This window comes from Rhodoplanes sp. Z2-YC6860 (assembly GCF_001579845.1).
Lineage (GTDB): Bacteria > Pseudomonadota > Alphaproteobacteria > Rhizobiales > Xanthobacteraceae > Z2-YC6860.
Window position 1 is genome coordinate 1,308,406 of sequence record NZ_CP007440.1, and the last position, 15,121, is coordinate 1,323,526.

General features: G+C 63.8%; 14 protein-coding genes. 13 read left to right on the top strand and 1 reads right to left on the bottom strand.

Annotated elements, in window-relative coordinates:
- Window positions 1–41 precede the first annotated feature (41 nt).
- The 12 genes from RHPLAN_RS06020 to RHPLAN_RS06075 all read left to right on the top strand — a co-directional run bounded on the left by RHPLAN_RS06020 (window position 42) and on the right by RHPLAN_RS06075 (window position 12,912).
- The gene (locus tag RHPLAN_RS06020; protein ID WP_198164740.1) at window positions 42–959 is read left to right on the top strand and encodes a Bug family tripartite tricarboxylate transporter substrate binding protein; all 918 of its coding nucleotides are present in this window, start codon (window positions 42–44) and stop codon (window positions 957–959) included.
- A 175-nt stretch (window positions 960–1,134) separates the two neighbouring features.
- Window positions 1,135–2,133 carry an ABC transporter substrate-binding protein gene (locus tag RHPLAN_RS06025; RefSeq protein ID WP_084244403.1) on the top strand — a complete coding sequence of 333 codons (999 nt, stop codon included), beginning with the start codon at window positions 1,135–1,137 and terminating at the stop codon, window positions 2,131–2,133.
- 143 nt (window positions 2,134–2,276) lie between these two features.
- Window positions 2,277–3,632 (top strand): LVIVD repeat-containing protein, encoded by a 1,356-nt coding sequence (locus RHPLAN_RS06030; protein ID WP_237180057.1) that lies wholly within the window; start codon window positions 2,277–2,279, stop codon window positions 3,630–3,632.
- Window positions 3,633–3,750: 118 nt separating this feature from the next.
- Window positions 3,751–4,194, top strand: a complete 444-nt coding sequence (locus tag RHPLAN_RS06035; RefSeq protein WP_335341056.1) for an endonuclease domain-containing protein — start codon at window positions 3,751–3,753, stop codon at window positions 4,192–4,194.
- Window positions 4,195–4,212: 18 nt separating this feature from the next.
- Window positions 4,213–5,265, top strand: a complete 1,053-nt coding sequence (locus tag RHPLAN_RS06040; RefSeq protein WP_068014767.1) for a CobW family GTP-binding protein — start codon at window positions 4,213–4,215, stop codon at window positions 5,263–5,265.
- A 74-nt stretch (window positions 5,266–5,339) separates the two neighbouring features.
- Window positions 5,340–6,302 (top strand): Bug family tripartite tricarboxylate transporter substrate binding protein, encoded by a 963-nt coding sequence (locus tag RHPLAN_RS06045; RefSeq protein WP_198164741.1) that lies wholly within the window; start codon window positions 5,340–5,342, stop codon window positions 6,300–6,302.
- A gap of 31 nt (window positions 6,303–6,333) precedes the next feature.
- Window positions 6,334–7,314, top strand: a complete 981-nt coding sequence (locus RHPLAN_RS06050) for a Bug family tripartite tricarboxylate transporter substrate binding protein (protein ID WP_084244405.1) — start codon at window positions 6,334–6,336, stop codon at window positions 7,312–7,314.
- A 94-nt stretch (window positions 7,315–7,408) separates the two neighbouring features.
- Window positions 7,409–7,966: a LemA family protein gene (locus RHPLAN_RS06055; protein ID WP_068014773.1), complete on the top strand. Its 558-nt coding sequence runs from the start codon at window positions 7,409–7,411 to the stop codon at window positions 7,964–7,966.
- Complete coding sequence (locus tag RHPLAN_RS06060) at window positions 7,963–9,900, top strand: DUF2207 domain-containing protein (protein WP_068014776.1); 1,938 nt, start codon at window positions 7,963–7,965, stop codon at window positions 9,898–9,900. Before RHPLAN_RS06055 ends, RHPLAN_RS06060 begins: the two co-directional genes overlap by 4 nt.
- 116 nt (window positions 9,901–10,016) lie before the next feature.
- Window positions 10,017–10,880, top strand: coding sequence for an amidohydrolase family protein (locus tag RHPLAN_RS06065; RefSeq protein ID WP_068014778.1), 864 nt, complete (start codon window positions 10,017–10,019; stop codon window positions 10,878–10,880).
- Between the two features lie 55 nt (window positions 10,881–10,935).
- On the top strand, window positions 10,936–11,898 hold the full coding sequence (locus tag RHPLAN_RS06070) for a Bug family tripartite tricarboxylate transporter substrate binding protein (protein ID WP_068014780.1): 963 nt from the start codon (window positions 10,936–10,938) through the stop codon (window positions 11,896–11,898).
- A gap of 27 nt (window positions 11,899–11,925) precedes the next feature.
- Window positions 11,926–12,912 carry a Bug family tripartite tricarboxylate transporter substrate binding protein gene (locus RHPLAN_RS06075; protein ID WP_068014783.1) on the top strand — a complete coding sequence of 329 codons (987 nt, stop codon included), beginning with the start codon at window positions 11,926–11,928 and terminating at the stop codon, window positions 12,910–12,912.
- A gap of 121 nt (window positions 12,913–13,033) precedes the next feature.
- On the opposite strand, the gene RHPLAN_RS06080 is transcribed toward RHPLAN_RS06075, so the two are convergent.
- Window positions 13,034–13,846 carry an enoyl-CoA hydratase-related protein gene (locus tag RHPLAN_RS06080; RefSeq protein WP_068014786.1) on the bottom strand — a complete coding sequence of 271 codons (813 nt, stop codon included), beginning with the start codon at window positions 13,844–13,846 and terminating at the stop codon, window positions 13,034–13,036.
- Window positions 13,847–13,980: 134 nt separating this feature from the next.
- Here RHPLAN_RS06080 and RHPLAN_RS06085 point away from each other — a divergent pair, with 134 nt between their 5' ends.
- Window positions 13,981–15,117: a cobalamin-independent methionine synthase II family protein gene (locus tag RHPLAN_RS06085; protein ID WP_084246442.1), complete on the top strand. Its 1,137-nt coding sequence runs from the start codon at window positions 13,981–13,983 to the stop codon at window positions 15,115–15,117.
- Window positions 15,118–15,121: the final 4 nt, after the last annotated feature.

The window sequence follows — 15,121 nt, forward strand, 5'->3', positions numbered from 1 at the left end:
CGCGGAGCTTCATAACAGCCGTCGTCAGTGCGGTTGCACTTGTGTCGGCTCTTCCCGCGTCTGCGGACGACTATCCGTCACGTCCGATCCGCCTCGTGGTCGGCTTCGGCGCCGGCGGGCCGACCGATATCCCGGCACGCTTCATCGCCGACAAGCTCGGCAATCATCTTGGCCAGCGTGTCATCGTCGAGAACAAGATGGGCGCGGCCGGCATGCTCGCCACGCGCGACTTGCTGGCGCAGCCGGCCGACGGCTATAATCTTCTGCTCTGCACGCATTTCGAATCGATCAACACGGTCCTCTACAAGAATCCGGGCTTCAAACTCACCGATCTCGCGCCCGTGTCGCTGATCGCCAAATATTATTACGGCGTCGCGCTCTCCAATTCGATTCCGGCGAATACTCTGGAAGAGCTGATGGCCTATGCCAAGGCGCATCCGGGCGAGGTCAGCTACGCGACGCTCGGCGCCGGCTCTGCCCAAGAGATCATGGCCCGGCAGTTCGAGAAGCTCGCCGGCATCTCGATGAACCGCATTCCGTTCCGCTCGGGCTCGCAGATCATGCCGGACCTGATCGCCGGCCGGGTGCACTTCTATGTCTCGCCCACGATTGGCGTCGTTCCGCAGTACCACGCCAAGCAGGTCAAGATCCTCGGCGTCACCAGTCCGGAGCGGCTCAAAAGTATTCCCGAAGTCCCGACGCTGAAGGAGCGCGGCATCGACTACGTGCGCTACGGCTTCCTCGGCATCTGCGGCCGCGAGGGCACGCCACAGCCGATCGTCGATCAGCTCAACAAATACATCGTGTCGGTCGTGGCGACGCCCGAATACCGCGAACTCATTGAAAAGGGCGGCTCTTTGCCGGAATCCTCGACCCCACAAGCACTGGGGCAAGTCATCGCACAGACCGTGGACGACGTTGCGGCTACTATCAAAGAATTCGGCATGCAGCAGGAGTGACGAAAAGGATAGGTGCGCCGACCCATCCCCTCGGTCATTCCGGACGCCGCGAAGCGGCGATCCGGAATCCAGTTGAGAAGGTGGTGCTTGCATCTGGATTCCGGGTTCACGCGCTTCGCGCGTGCCCCGGAATGACGCCAGACAATACAGAACAGAATCCAGGGAGAAAGCGACAATGACTGACACTTGGAATGGGCTAAGCCGGAGGCACGTGCTCGCCGCGACCGGCGCCACCGCATTGACCGCGGGCTTCGGCCTCACGCCAGCCGCCGCCGCGGATGTCACCATCCGCCAGGGCTACCAGACCAACATCTGGGGCATGCCGACCTATTACCTGATGAAGTCGGGCTATCTGGAAAAGCGTGGCCTCAAGACCGAGGACTTCGCGGTGCCGTCCGGCAATCTCACCATGCAGCAGATGGTGGCGCGGCAGGTCGACATGGGCACCTATGCCGGGCCCTCACTGATCATCGGCCATGACAAGGGCGGGCTCGTTGCCATCGCGCAGATCGAGACGGTCGGTGCCACCGGCGCCATGGTGGTGCGCAAGGACCTCGGCATCAAGACCATCGCCGAACTGAAGGGCAAGAAGATCGCCAACCAGACCGGCTCCTCGATCGGCAACATCTTCATCGACCAGGTCTGCCCGGCGAACGGCCTCAAGAAGGGCGAGTTCCAGGAAGTCCGCATGGACGTCAACAACATGATCGCCGCGATGGCGGCGAAGACCGTCGACGCCATGATCAACATCGAGCCCTATAATGCCATCGCCGAGGCCGAGGGGCTTGGCGTCTCCATCATGGATCTGTCGAAATACGATCAGGTGCCGGTGTTCATGGCGGCGACGCCGGATTTCGTCGAGAAGCAGCCGGATGCCATCGTCGCGTATCTCAAGGCCTGGCTCGACGTGAAGAAGGACTTCAAGGAGAACCCTAAGAAGGCCGCCGACGTGATCTATTCGTTCTTCACCTCCAAGGGCTACGACATGAAGCAGGAGGTGTTCGCCAAGGCCATGGGCCGCGTCGCAGTCGATCCTGGCTTCCCGAAGGATCTCGTGCCCTACATGACCGGCCATGCCGAGGTGCTGCTCAAGGAAAAGAAGATCGCCGCGATCCCGGACTGGAAGAAGTTGTTGCGCACCGACTTCATGGACAAGGCGCGCGCCGGGGCGTGATCGCGAAATAGGCATCGATGCAGCATGGCAGGGCTGGCGCACGCGCTGGCCCTGTCGGCGCTTTGGGGCCTCCCATCGCGTGGCGAAACACGCTAAACGTGCTGCCCACGCGGTCTTGAGTCCGCCTTGAGGGAGAGAATCTGATGAAGCGTGCCAAGAAGAAGGTAGCGAAGAAGGCTGCGAAGCCCGCAGCCAAGAAGGTCGTAAAAGCCAAGGCGTTGAAGAAGACCGCGAAGAAGGCCGCTGCCGTCAAGAAGCCGGCCGTGAACAAGGGTTCTGGCCGGGCGAACGCCGACGGCACCGTGACCTGGAATTTCAAGCTGCTGTCTCATCACATGCTGGATGGTTTCGGCGGCATGGGCGAGGGCATGTCGCTGCAGATCGCTCCGGACGGCCGCCGCGTGATGTGGCTCGCCCACGAGAGCGCGCCGAAGAACTTCACGGCCGTGGACGTCTCTGACCCGCGCAAGCCGAAAGTGATCTGCCAGACCGATCTGCCGACCAGCCACATGCGCTCCAACTCGCTGGAGACCTGCGGGAACATCATGGCGGTGGCCTACCAGACCCAGAAGAAGGGCCAGCAGCCGGCCGGCATGGAGCTGTTCGACATCTCGAACCCGGAAAAGCCGCGCTCGATCTCGTTCTACGACTGCTCGGGCGAGCATTCGCGCGGCGTGCACCAGCTCTGGTTCTGCGACGGCGAGTACGTCCACATGGCGTCGAGCTCGCCGGACTTCGTGCCGTCGCATCCGCACGACGACCAGTTCTATCGCATCATCGATGTGCGCAATCCCTCGAAGCCCGAGGAAGTCGGCCGCTGGCACATGCCGGGCACCAAGCAGGGCGACAACGCGCCGCCGCCGCCGCGCCATCCGCTCGACAAGGGCTACCGCGCTCACAACTGCAACGTCTATCCGCAACGTCCGGACCGTTGCTACCTCGCCTATATCGACGGCGGCATGCACGTGCTCGACATCTCGGACAAGTCGCATCCCAAGCGCATCTCGTCCTGGACCAACTCGCCGCCTTACACCGGCTTCATGCACACCGTGGTGCCGCTGTTCGACCGCGGCCTGATGCTGGTCACCGACGAGTCGACCGAGAACAATGCCAAGGACTGGCCGAAGCTCGTGTGGATCCTCGATGCCCGCGACGAGACCAACCTGGTCCCGATTGCGACCTGCCCGTTGCCCGACCACAAGCCCTATGCGGCGCGCGGCCGGTTCGGCGCCCACAACATCCACGAGAACGTGCCGCTGCCGACCTGCTGGCAGAACGACCAGGTGGTGCTCGGCACCTTCTTCAACGGCGGGCTTCGGGCTTTCGACATCGCGAATCCGTACCAGCCGAAGGAGATCGGCACCTTCGTGCCGCCGGCACCTCCCGGCGCGCCGACCGGCACCATCCAGCTCAATGACGTCTTCGTCGACGAGCGCGAGATCGTCTACACGGTCGACCGCCACATCGGCGGCCTGTACTGCCTGGAGATGGATTTCTAGTTTTTGTGTTGCGCGTTAGCGGCTCCGCTTGCTCGGCCACCCTCCCCTGGAGGGGGAGGGTCGGCCGGCAAAGCCGGCCGGGGTGGGGTGATCCTTGCCAGCCTCACGGACTCCAATGATGAAATTCCGGCGCGCAACCGCGCGCCGGCTTCGCGCCAACCAAACGGGCGCGGAAACCGCCCTGTGGCGCGAACTTCACAAGATCGAAACTAAAGGCACGCATTTCCGCCGTCAGGTACCGATTGGCACTTACGTCGCCGACTTCGCTTGTCTGGCTTCCCGGCTTGTGATCGAACTGGATGGATCGCAGCACGGCGAAGAACCAACCAAGTCACAAGACGACGCGCGCACAAGCTGGCTTGAAGCCGAGGGTTATCGCGTGTTGCGTTTCTGGAACAACGATATCACGAACAATCTTGAAGGCGTGCTGGAGACGATCTATGCCGCGTTGTACGGATCGCGCGATGCAAATCCGACGCCGTTGAAACATCTGCGTAGCAAGAAAGATCACCCCACCCCGGCGCGCTTCGCGCGCCGACCCTCCCCCTCCAGGGGAGGGTGAACCGCGCAAGCGGCAGGCATGAGCGATACGATTTTCGATCTCTTCCCCTCTGCGTCGGCGAGCCGCTTTGGCCGCCGGCAGAAGCGTGCGCGGGGCTCGCGGCTGCCGGTGACCATTGTCACGGGTTTTCTTGGCGCCGGAAAAACCACGCTGGTGCGCCGCTTTCTCGAATCGCCCGAAGGCCGCGGCACCGCGCTGGTCGTCAACGAGTTCGGCTCCGAGGGCATCGACGACGCGTTGCTGCGCGAGAGCTCTGACGAGGTGACGCTTCTCGGCAACGGCTGCCTCTGCTGCAACACCCGCAGCGATCTGCAAATCGCATTGCGGCGGCTGATCGCCGACCGCGATCGCGGCAAGATCCCGCATTTCGACCGGGTGCTGATCGAAACCAGCGGGCTCGCCGATATCAGCCCGATCCTGCAAACCTTTTCCACCGATCGCGCACTCGGCGGTGAATTCGCCATCGAGGTGGTGCTGACCGTGGTCGACGCGGTATCGGGGCTGAAAAACCTTGAGCGCGCGCCCGAGGCGCGCAAGCAGGCGATCCTCGCCGACCGCATCGTGATCTCAAAATCGGATATCTCCGATATCAAGACCGTGAGGGCGCTGACCGCGCGGCTTGCCGAACTCAACCCGCGCGCCGTCACCGACGTTGCCGTGAGGGGCGACATCGATCCGAGGTGCCTGATCGACACCGGCCAGTCCGACGCGATCGAGCGTCATACCGGTTTTGTGGCGGAGGCCTCGCACAGCGACGACGTCACCAGCTTCGTCATGCGCAGCGACACGCCATGGAACTGGCCGGTGTTTCACCGCGCGATGGACACGCTGATCACCCTCCGCGGACCCGATCTTTTGCGCATCAAGGGCCTTCTGAACCTCGAGGGCAGCAAGGGGCCGGTGGTGTTCCAGGCGGTGCAGCATCTGATGCATCCGCCGGTCGAACTGTCGGCCTGGCCCGACGCCGACCACGCCAGCCGCGTGGTGTTCATCACCCGCGGCGTGACCGAGAAGCAGGTCCAAGACCTGTTCGCGGCTTGCAGCGCGCTGGGCTACGTCACCGGCGAATAGCGGAATCGCTATCGAGACTTCCGCTACGGCCTGCTAGGCTCACCGCCAACAAGAACACACCCGAGGGAATGCCGATGAATGTCCGCCGCTTGGCGCTTGCGCTGGCTCTGACCATCCTGCCGTTGTGCGCGCAGGCCCAAAGCTCATATCCGAACCAACCAATCAAATTCGTCGTGCCCTATGCCGCTGGCGGCTTTCCCGACACCACCGCGCGCTTCGTCGCCGCGCACATGCAAGAGAAGATCGGTGAGCCTGCCGTGGTCGAGAACCGGCCAGGCGGCGCCGGCAGTGTCGCCGTCAATGCGCTCACCTCGGCGCCTCCCGACGGCTACACGCTGATGGTCACTGACGGCGCAACCGTCACGGTCAATCCATTGCTGTTCAAAACATTGTCCTACGGCATGAAGGACGTCGTGCCGGTGGCTCTGTTCGCTCGCGCGCCGTTGTTTCTCGCGGTCAACGCCGACCTGCCGGTGCATTCGCTGAAGGAGTTCGTCGACTATGTCAGGGCGCACCCTGGCGAGGTGAATTACGGCTCCTCGGGCGTCGGCAGCGCCCATCACATCACGATGGAGGCGCTGAAATCGGCGCTCGGCTTGCAGATGACCCACGTGCCCTATCGCGGCACCGGTCAGTCTGTGCCGGCGCTGCTCGGCGGCCATGTGCAGGTGCTGTTCTCGGCCTATCCGTCGCTGGCCGGAGCCGTCGCCGACAAGCGTGTCCGGATTCTCGCCACCAATGGCGCACAGCCGTCGCCGCAGGCGCCTGACGTGCCGCCGATCGCCACGCTGGTGCCCGGCTTCGATCTCTCGACCATGGCCGGACTGTTCGCGCGGGCCGGCACGCCGCAGGCCGTCGTCGACAAGCTGAGCGCCGCTTCCGTTGCCGTTGTGAAAATGCCCGAAACGCGAAAGCAGATGGACGGTGCCGGCATCGAGCCTGCCGGCGAGGACAGTGCGGCATTCGGCAAGTATCTCGCCGCCGAAGCCGCTTATGTGGCCAAGGTCATAGAAACCGCGGGCATCAAGGTCGAATAGGGGACTTATTTCAAAAACGCCGGAGGGCGCAATGAGGTGGTTTTCAAACATTGGAATTGCATTCGTAATTTTCATCACGTCATCGGTCGCGGCACTTGCCCAAAATTATCCGTCGCGACCCATCGTCATGGTCGTGCCGTTTTCAGCCGGAGGCACCTTTGACGTCCTGGGCCGCATCGTCGCGCCGCGCATGAGCGAAATCCTCGGCCAGCAGGTGATCGTCGAGAACACCACCGGCGCAGGCGGCATCGTCGGCGTTACACGCGTGGTGAACGCCGCGCCGGACGGCTACACGCTGCTGCTCGGCTCGGTCGGCACCCATGCCTACAATCAGTGGATCTACAAGAAGCGCCGCTACGACGCGGTGCACGATTTCACGCCGGTCGCGCTGTGGTCGGAGCAGCCGATGGTGCTCGAAACGCGCAAGGATTTGCCAGCCAACACCATCCCGGAGTTTGTGGCGCTCTTGAAGTCCAAGGGCTCGAAGATGCAGTTCGGCTCGGCGGGCGCTGGCACCACCACCCATCTCGCCTGCGCGTTGTTGAATGCGACCATCGGCGTGAATGTCACCCACGTGCCCTATCGCGGCTCGGCACCGGCCTCCAATGACCTGATCGGCGGCCAGATCGACTATTTGTGCGGCAATCTCGGAGCAGCCACGCCGCTGATCGCCGGCAAACAGATCAAGGTCATTGCGACGCTGTCGAAAGACCGCTCGCCGCTGATGGCTGATCTCCCCAGCGCTCACGAGCAAGGGCTCGCAGGTATCGACATCACCACCTGGTCGGCCTTCTTCCTCCCCAAGGGCGCGCCCGCCGCCGTGGTCGCAAAGCTCAATGAGGCGGTCCATGCGGCGATGGACACCCCGGCCATCAAGACCCGGATGACGGAGATCGGGGTCACCGGCATTGCGCCGCCGCGGCGTTCGCCCGAATACCTCGCCAGCTTCGTCGCCGACGAGGTGAAGCGGTGGGAGGGCCCGATCGTGTCGGGCGGACTTCAAGTCGATTAGCTTTTGAACCTTTCGGCCGGGTGGACCGACAAATGGCCGCTGTTCCGTCCTAGGTTTTAGGACGCCGTTGATATTTTGGGCCCACGATTTCCCCATGCGCACCGAGTGGATTGCCATTGCCGTCGTGGCCGTGATCGCGCTTTACGCGGTGATCGTGTTCAACCGCCTGGTTCGCGCCCGCAATCTGGTGCGCGAAGGCTGGAGCGGCATCGACGTGCAGCTTCGCCGCAGAAGCGACCTCGTTCCCAATCTGATCGAGGCCGTCAAAGGCTATGCGGCTCACGAGCGCGCGTTGTTCGACGATATCGCCGCGAAGCGCACTTCAGCGTTGAACGCGGATAGCATCGGCGGCCGCGCCGCGGCGGAAGCCGAACTGCAGGCCTCGATCCACAAGATGCTCGCGGTTGCCGAAGCCTATCCGGCGCTGAAGGCGAGCACGAATTTTCTGGAGCTGCAGCATCAGCTCGCCGGGCTGGAAGATCAGCTGCAGCTTGCGCGGCGCTATTACAACGGCACGGTCCGCGACTACAACATCGGCATTCAGTCATTTCCCGATGTCGTGCTCGCCCGTCTGACTGGTTTTCACGAAGAGCATTTTTTCCAGACCGAAGACTCGGGCCTGCCCACGGTCTCATTCGAGGCGCGTTCATGATCAGGCAATTTCTGTTGGCATTTTGTCTGTTGGCTGCTGCGCTGACGCCGAGCCTCGCCGAGGAGCGCATCGAGCGCTTCGTCAGCGATGTCACCGTGGAGGGCAATGGCGACCTTCTGGTCACTGAATCCATCCAGGTCTGGGCCGAGGGCAGGCAGATCCGGCGCGGCATCCTGCGCGATTTCCCGACCACGTATCATCGCGCCGACGGCTCGCGGGTCGAGGTCGGCTTCGACGTGCAGTCGGTGATGCGTGACGATCTGTACGAGCAGTTCACCACCGAGCGGATGACCAACGGCGTGCGCGTGCGCATCGGCAGCGCCGGCGTTTCGCTCAACACCGGCTCGCACACCTATGTGATCAAGTATCGCACGACGCGGCAGATCGGCTTTTTCAAGAGCTATGACGAGCTTTACTGGAACGCGACCGGCACCGGCTGGACCTTCCCGATCGACGTCGCCGAAGCGCGCATCACGCTGCCGGAAGCCGTGCCGATCCAGCAGAGCGCGATCTACACCGGACCGCAGGGCGCTGCCGGCAAGGACGCGATCATTGTCGAGCAGAAGCCCGGGCTGATCGTGTTCCGCACCACCAAACGTTTGCCCGTTGCGAACGGGTTGACGGTCGCGGCCGGCTGGCAGAAGGGCGTGGTCGCCGAGCCGACCACTATGCAGCGCATCGAAGCGATCCTGCACGACGAGCCGGCGCTGAAGTTTGCCGCGGTCGGCGGCGGGCTTGTGATCGGCTTCTATCTGATTGTCTGGCTGCTGTTCGGGCGCGATCCGCGCCGCGGCACCATCATTCCGCTGTTCGGCCCGCCGGAGGGCATGTCGGCTGCGGGCGTGCGCTTCGTCCACGAGATGGGCATGGACGACCGCGTCTTCTCGGCAGGGATCGTCGGCCTCGGCGTCAACCGCTGCCTCAAGCTGTTCGATCGCAGCAATGGCCAGTCGATTCAGCGTCTGGATGGCGGCCATCCGGCAGACGCTGCCGAAAAGGCGCTTGAAAAGAGCTTGTTCGCCAAGGGGGCGACGGTCCCGCTGAGCAATTCCAAGCACGAGGTGATCTCATCGGCGCGCAGCAGCCTGCACAGATCGCTGAAGGACAGCTACGGCGATCTGTTCAGCAACAACACCTGGGCCGCCGTCGCCGGGCTCGCCGGCAGCATACTCGTGACCGTCCTCATCATCGCGGCCTATGGCGAAAGCTACCCAAATGATGGCGCCGTAATCTTCGGCGGCGTGTTGATCCCGCTGCTCCCGATCATGTTCGGCTGTTCGATGATCCGTTCCGGCCGCAGGCTCGCCGGCAATCGCGGCCTGCTTCAGGTCGTGATCGGCCTGCTGACGCTGCTCGCAGGCGTCACCGTCGGCATCGGCATCTTCGGCACTAACCTTGGCTTCGGCTACGCGATGGCTCCGGCCATCGTGCCTTATGTTCTGGCGGCATTCGGCGCGCTGGGCTTCGGCTGGCTGAAGGCGCCGAGCACCGAAGGTCGCAAGATTTTGGATCAGATCGACGGCTTCAGGCAGTATCTCAGCGTGGCCGAGGAAGACCGCCTCGAATTCCTCAATCCGCCGAAGAAGACGCCCGAGCTGTTCGAGCGCTTCCTGCCTTATGCCATCGCGCTCAATGTCGAGAACAGCTGGGCCAATCGCTTCACCGGCGTGCTGGCCGCGGCGGGCGTCGGCGCGGCAGTGTCGTCCTGGTATGTCAGCAACCAAAGCTTCACTCCCGACAATGTCAACTCGTTCGCAGACCGCGTCAGCGACAATCTTGCCACCACCATCGCTGCGGCCGCGACGCCGCCGGGCTCTTCCAGCAGCACGGGAAGCTTCGGCGGCAGCAGCAGTAGCAGCGATTTCGGCGGCGGTTCGTCGGGCGGCGGCGATTCCGGTGGCGGCGGAGGCGGTGGCGGCGGCTCCGGCTGGTGATGCAACGCCGAGCATGATCTTGAGAAGCGCGAAGCGGTTTTTGAAAAGATTATGCTGAAACGAACGTCAAGCGGTTTACAAAGCGTCGCGTAACAGAGAGGAATGCCCGGTCCTCAATGCCGGTGCCGTTCCTCATGCGCTGTGACTGCCATGTCCATATCGTTGGATCCATCCAAGACTATCCGCAGGTTCCCGATCGTACTTATCTCGCAGGCGTCGCAAGCGTCGCCGCGCTGAAGGAGCTCGGCGCCACACGTGGGATCGACCGCTTCGTGATCGTGCAGCCGAGCTTCTACGGCGTCGATAACGCCATGACGCTTGATGCTCTCGAAGAGTTCGACGGCCATGGCCGCGGTGTCGCTGTGATCGATCCGGCCAAGACCTCCCCTGACACGCTCGCGATGTTTCATGACTGCGGCGTGCGCGGTCTTCGCATCAATCTCTACAGCCCGATCAAGCCACCCGGCGGTGACACGCTGGAGGCGGCTTTTGCCGCGAACGCGGCCGCCGCGCGCCAGCACGGCTGGCACGTGCAGGTGATCGCGCCGCTGCCGAATCTGCTGCCCCACGCCGATCTGCTGGCGAAGTCGTCTGTGCCCGTCGTCATCGACCACTACGGCCTCTACGGCGACAAGCGGCCGGACAGCGCCGAAGGCCGCCGGCTGCTCGATCTCGCCGGCCTGCCGCATGTCTGGGTGAAGCTCTCTGCACCGTATCGCCACGACCGCGGCCCGCTCAACATGGTGCCGGATCGCGAGTGGATCGCAGCCTTGCTTGCTGCCGCGCCGGACCGCTGCGTCTGGGGCAGCGATTGGCCGCATCCGCCGCCCCACGACGCCCAGAAGGGCGCTGACCGCGAAGCGCCCTATCGCGCGCTGTCCTACCAGACGCTGGTCGATGAGTTCCTGGCGGCGCTGCGGTCGGAGGAGTCCGCCGGGCGTGTCATGGGGGAAAACGCCGCGCGGCTTTATGGGTTCTAGCCACTGGACAGCGTCGACGCTGCCGCGGACAATCCGGCTCGGAGGAAGCAACAAAATGTTGATGCGCTTTGTCATTGCTGCGGCACTCGCGTTTGCCGTCCTCCCGGCGAAGGCGCAGAATTTCCCGAGCCGCAACATCCACATCATCGTGGCCTACGCGGCGGGCGGCACCGGCGACATCGTCGCGCGCCTGATCGCGCAGCCGCTCGGCGAGGCGTTGGGACAGACAGTCGTCGTCGAGAACCGCGCCGGCGCCACGGGCGCCATCGGCACGCAGGCCGTGGTGTCGTCGCCGCCCGACGGCCATACGCTGTTGTTGGGCCAGACCGGCGAGATTTCGATCAACCAGCATTGGTTCGCGAACTTGAGCTACAACGCGCAGAAGGACCTTATTCCAGTCGCGCTCGCCTCCGTGGTGCCGCTGGCGCTGGTGGTGCCTGCCAAGGCGCCCTACGAAAACATCAACGATCTCGCCAAGGCGCTGCTTGAAAAGAAGCCGCTGACCTTCGCCTCGGCCGGCACCGGCACGCCGGGCCATTTCGCCGGAGAGTTCCTGAAGCTTCGCGCCAAGGCCAATCTCACGCATGTGCCTTACAAGGGCGCGGGCCCGGCGCTGAACGACCTGATCGGTGGCCACGTCGACATGTATTTCCCGGGCTTCCCGGCGGCAACGCCGCTTCTGAAATCCGGCACCGTCAAGCTTCTCGCGGTGTCGTCGGCGAAGCGCTCCGGCGCGGCGCCCGAAATCCCGACAGTTGCCGAAGCCATCAAGGACCCGAATTTCGACCTGACGCTGTGGCAGGGCTTCTTCGCGCCGGCCGGTACGCCGAAGCCGGTGGTCGAGCGGTTGAACGCCGAGATCAACAAGATCCTCGGTACGCCTGACATGCAGGCCAAGCTTCGCGAGGCCGGCGCCGACGTGCGTATCAGTTCGATGGAGGAGTTCGCCGCCTTCACCAAATCGGAAAGCGACAAGTACGCGCAGATCATCAAGGAGTCCGGCGTGAAGCCGGAGTAGTTCGATCGGCGCGGGGAGGGGGATCACATGCACCGGCGCATTGCACTTCTATCGATCGCGCTGGCGATCACGGCATTGTCGAGTCTTGCGCTGACGAGACCCGCCGCCGCTGAAAGTACGTTCCCCAGCACGACGATCAAGTTCATCGTGCCGTTCCCGGCCGGCGGCATCAACGATGTGCTGGCGCGCATCGTCGCCGACAAGCTTCAGCACAAATGGGGCCAGCCGATCATCATCGAGCAGAAGACCGGCGCGGGCGGCAACATCGGCGCTGACCTCGCGTCCCAGGCCGAGCCCGACGGGCATACGCTGTTCGTTACCGCGCCGGGCCCGCTCGCTATCAACGGCAGTCTCTACAAGAAGCTGACCTACAAGCCCGAGGACTTCGTGCCGATCACGGTGATCGGCAGCGTGCCGAACGTCACCATCGTGCGCAAAGACCTGCCGGTGAACTCGCTGCGCGAGCTCGTCGAATACATCCGAGCCACCCCCGGCAAGATCGTCTACGGCAGCCAGGGCAACGGCGCGACGCCGCATCTGACCGCCAACATGTTCATGAACATGACCGGCACGCAGATGGTGCACGTGCCCTATCGCGGCGAGACCCTGGTGCTGCAGGACATGCTCGGCGGCCATGTCGATCTGTTCTTCGGTAATGTCTCGGCGGCGCTGGCGCTGTGGCGCGACGGCAAGGTCAAGGTGCTGGCGGTGCTCGACAAGCAGCGTTCGGCGCAGATGCCAACAGTGCCGACCACGGCCGAAGCCGGCATGCCGGACCTGATCTCGACCGGCTGGTTCGCGGTTGCGGGACCGCCGAAGATGGCGCCGGCGCTGCGCGATCGCATCGCAGCCGACTTCAACGAAGTGCTGAAGATGCCGGACGTGATCGAGAAAATCCGCAACACCGGCGTCGAGCCGGTGGGCGGCACCGCAGCCGAGACCGCGGCGTTCATCAAGGACGAAGCCCGCCGCTGGGGCGAGGTGATCGCCAAAAACAACATCGTGGTGGATTAGCTCCGCTGTCATTCCGGGGCGCGCCGAAGGCGCGAACCCGGAATCCATGACCACGGCTGCGGAGTATCGATTCCGGGCTCACGCGTTGCGCGCATGCCCCGGAATGACTCGTGGAGAGAGCCTAACCTTTCCCCGGCGTCCACCTTGCGGCGCGCTTCTCCTTGAACGACGCGAGCCCTTCGGCCGCCTCAGGCGATTGCCGCTTCGCCGCGTGGCTCTCGATCAATTTCGCGAACGCCTCGTTGCTCAGGTCGCCGAACGCCTGCTCCAGCACCAGCGCCTTGGTCTGCGCGATGGCGTCGGGGCCGTTTTCCAGCACGTGGCCGACGATCCGCGCGCCGACCGCATCCAGCTCTGTCAGCGGTACGACCTCGTGCACCAGGCCGATGCGCCGCGCCTCCTCGGCGTTGAAGCGCTCGCCCGTCAGCGCGTAGCGCCGCATCTGCCGCACGCCGATGGCATCGTTGAGCTGCGGTACGATGATCGCGGCAGTGAGCCCCCAGCGCACCTCGGCGATCGAGAAGGTCGCGTTGTCGGCTGCGATCACCGCGTCGCAGGCCGCGATCAGTCCGGTGCCGCCGCCGAAACAGCCGCCCTGGACCAGCGCAATCGTCGGCACTGGCGCGAGATTGAGCCGCTGCACGGCCTCCGCCGTGGCGCGTGAAGCGCGAATGTTGTCCGCGGGCGATGAGGTCCGCACCATGTCGATCCATTTCAGGTCGGCACCGGCCTGGAAGTGCTTGCCGTTGCCTTTGATCACCACGGCGCGCAGGCCCGTGGCGTGACCGAGCGCATCGAGTGCGGCCAACAGTCCGGCAATGAGCTCGCCGTTGTAGGCATTGTTGACCTCGGGCCGGTTGAGCGTGACGGTCGCGACGCCGCGTGCGTCGACACTCCACAGCACCGGGCCGGCCGTTTGCGATAGAACAGGCATGATCGTTCCGCATTGAGAGTGGGCAGAAATTCGCTTCTGCCCACGCGTTGGGACGTTGCAGATTGTGATACTAAACGTTCCGACAAAAGGCGCGAAGGCGAACGTGCCCATCAAGAATGTTCAAGGGAGTTGCGATGCTGCACAGCACGAAACGGATCATCACCACTCACACCGGCAGCCTGCCGCGCCCGGCCAAGGTGGTCGAGCAGCTTCTGGCGGAGAAGAAGGGTGATGCCGATCGCTCGGCGTTCAATCTCGCCGTACGCGAGGCGGTGTCCGACGTGATCGACAAGCAGCGCTCGGCTGGTATCGATATCGTCAATGACGGCGAGCAGGGCCGCACCGACTACACGGTGCATGTGGTCGACCGTCTCACGGGGTTCGAGGGAACATCCACGCCGCCGCTCGGTCATGGCGAGCCGGAGTTTCCCGAACTCGCCGAATTGCTCAAGCAGTTCGCCTCGCCGTTCCAGCATCGGCCGGCCTGCTCGGGGCCTGTCGCCTGGAAGGATTTCGCCGCGGCTGAAGCCGACATCGCCCGCGCCAAGGCCGGCATGGTGAAAGCGGGTGTCGAGGAATACTTCATGACCTCGCCGTCGCCGGGCCAGATTGCGCGGTATCTGAAGAACCATCACTACAAGACCGACGAGGAATACCTGTTCGCGCTGGCCGATGTGATGAAGCGGGAATACAAGGCGATCATCGACGCGGGCTTCATCCTGCAGGCCGACTGCCCCGATCTGGCGATGTCTTACGCGCTTTACCCCGGCATCAGCGTTCCCGACTATCGCAAGATCATCGCGATGAACGTCGAGGCGCTCAATCACGCCGTGAAGGATTTGCCGGCCGACCGCATGCGCATGCATGTGTGCTGGGGTTCGACGCTCGGTCCGCACCACGGCGACATTCCGATCAAGGACATTGTCGATATCGTGTTGAAGGCGAAGCCCACGGCGGTGTCGTTCCCCGGAGCCAATCCGCGCCACGGCCACGAGTGGAAGGTGTGGAAGGACGTCAAGCTGCCGGACGGCAAGGCGATCATCCCGGGCGTGATCGATTCCACGTCGAACTTCGTCGAGCATCCGGAGCTGGTTGCCGACCGGATCGTGCAATACGCGGGCGCGGTAGGCCGCGAGAACGTCATCGCCGGTGTCGACTGCGGCTTCGGCACGTTTGCGGGTCGCGTGCAGGTGGACACCAAGATCGTCTGGATGAAGCTCGCGTCGCTGGCCGAAGGCGCAAGGCTCGCGTCGAAGCAGTTGTGGAATTGAAGCG

What these genes read in the sequence shown, in the direction of transcription:
- RHPLAN_RS06025 (WP_084244403.1), top strand. Translation starts at nt 1,135, where the DNA reads ATGACTGACACTTGGAATGGGCTAAGCCGGAGGCACGTGCTCGCCGCG.
- RHPLAN_RS06030 (WP_237180057.1), top strand. Translation starts at nt 2,277, where the DNA reads ATGAAGCGTGCCAAGAAGAAGGTAGCGAAGAAGGCTGCGAAGCCCGCA.
- RHPLAN_RS06035 (WP_335341056.1), top strand. Translation starts at nt 3,751, where the DNA reads ATGAAATTCCGGCGCGCAACCGCGCGCCGGCTTCGCGCCAACCAAACG.
- RHPLAN_RS06040 (WP_068014767.1), top strand. Translation starts at nt 4,213, where the DNA reads ATGAGCGATACGATTTTCGATCTCTTCCCCTCTGCGTCGGCGAGCCGC.
- RHPLAN_RS06045 (WP_198164741.1), top strand. Translation starts at nt 5,340, where the DNA reads ATGAATGTCCGCCGCTTGGCGCTTGCGCTGGCTCTGACCATCCTGCCG.
- RHPLAN_RS06050 (WP_084244405.1), top strand. Translation starts at nt 6,334, where the DNA reads ATGAGGTGGTTTTCAAACATTGGAATTGCATTCGTAATTTTCATCACG.
- RHPLAN_RS06055 (WP_068014773.1), top strand. Translation starts at nt 7,409, where the DNA reads ATGCGCACCGAGTGGATTGCCATTGCCGTCGTGGCCGTGATCGCGCTT.
- RHPLAN_RS06060 (WP_068014776.1), top strand. Translation starts at nt 7,963, where the DNA reads ATGATCAGGCAATTTCTGTTGGCATTTTGTCTGTTGGCTGCTGCGCTG.
- RHPLAN_RS06065 (WP_068014778.1), top strand. Translation starts at nt 10,017, where the DNA reads ATGCCGGTGCCGTTCCTCATGCGCTGTGACTGCCATGTCCATATCGTT.
- RHPLAN_RS06070 (WP_068014780.1), top strand. Translation starts at nt 10,936, where the DNA reads ATGTTGATGCGCTTTGTCATTGCTGCGGCACTCGCGTTTGCCGTCCTC.
- RHPLAN_RS06075 (WP_068014783.1), top strand. Translation starts at nt 11,926, where the DNA reads ATGCACCGGCGCATTGCACTTCTATCGATCGCGCTGGCGATCACGGCA.
- RHPLAN_RS06080 (WP_068014786.1), bottom strand. Translation starts at nt 13,846, where the DNA reads ATGCCTGTTCTATCGCAAACGGCCGGCCCGGTGCTGTGGAGTGTCGAC.
- RHPLAN_RS06085 (WP_084246442.1), top strand. Translation starts at nt 13,981, where the DNA reads ATGCTGCACAGCACGAAACGGATCATCACCACTCACACCGGCAGCCTG.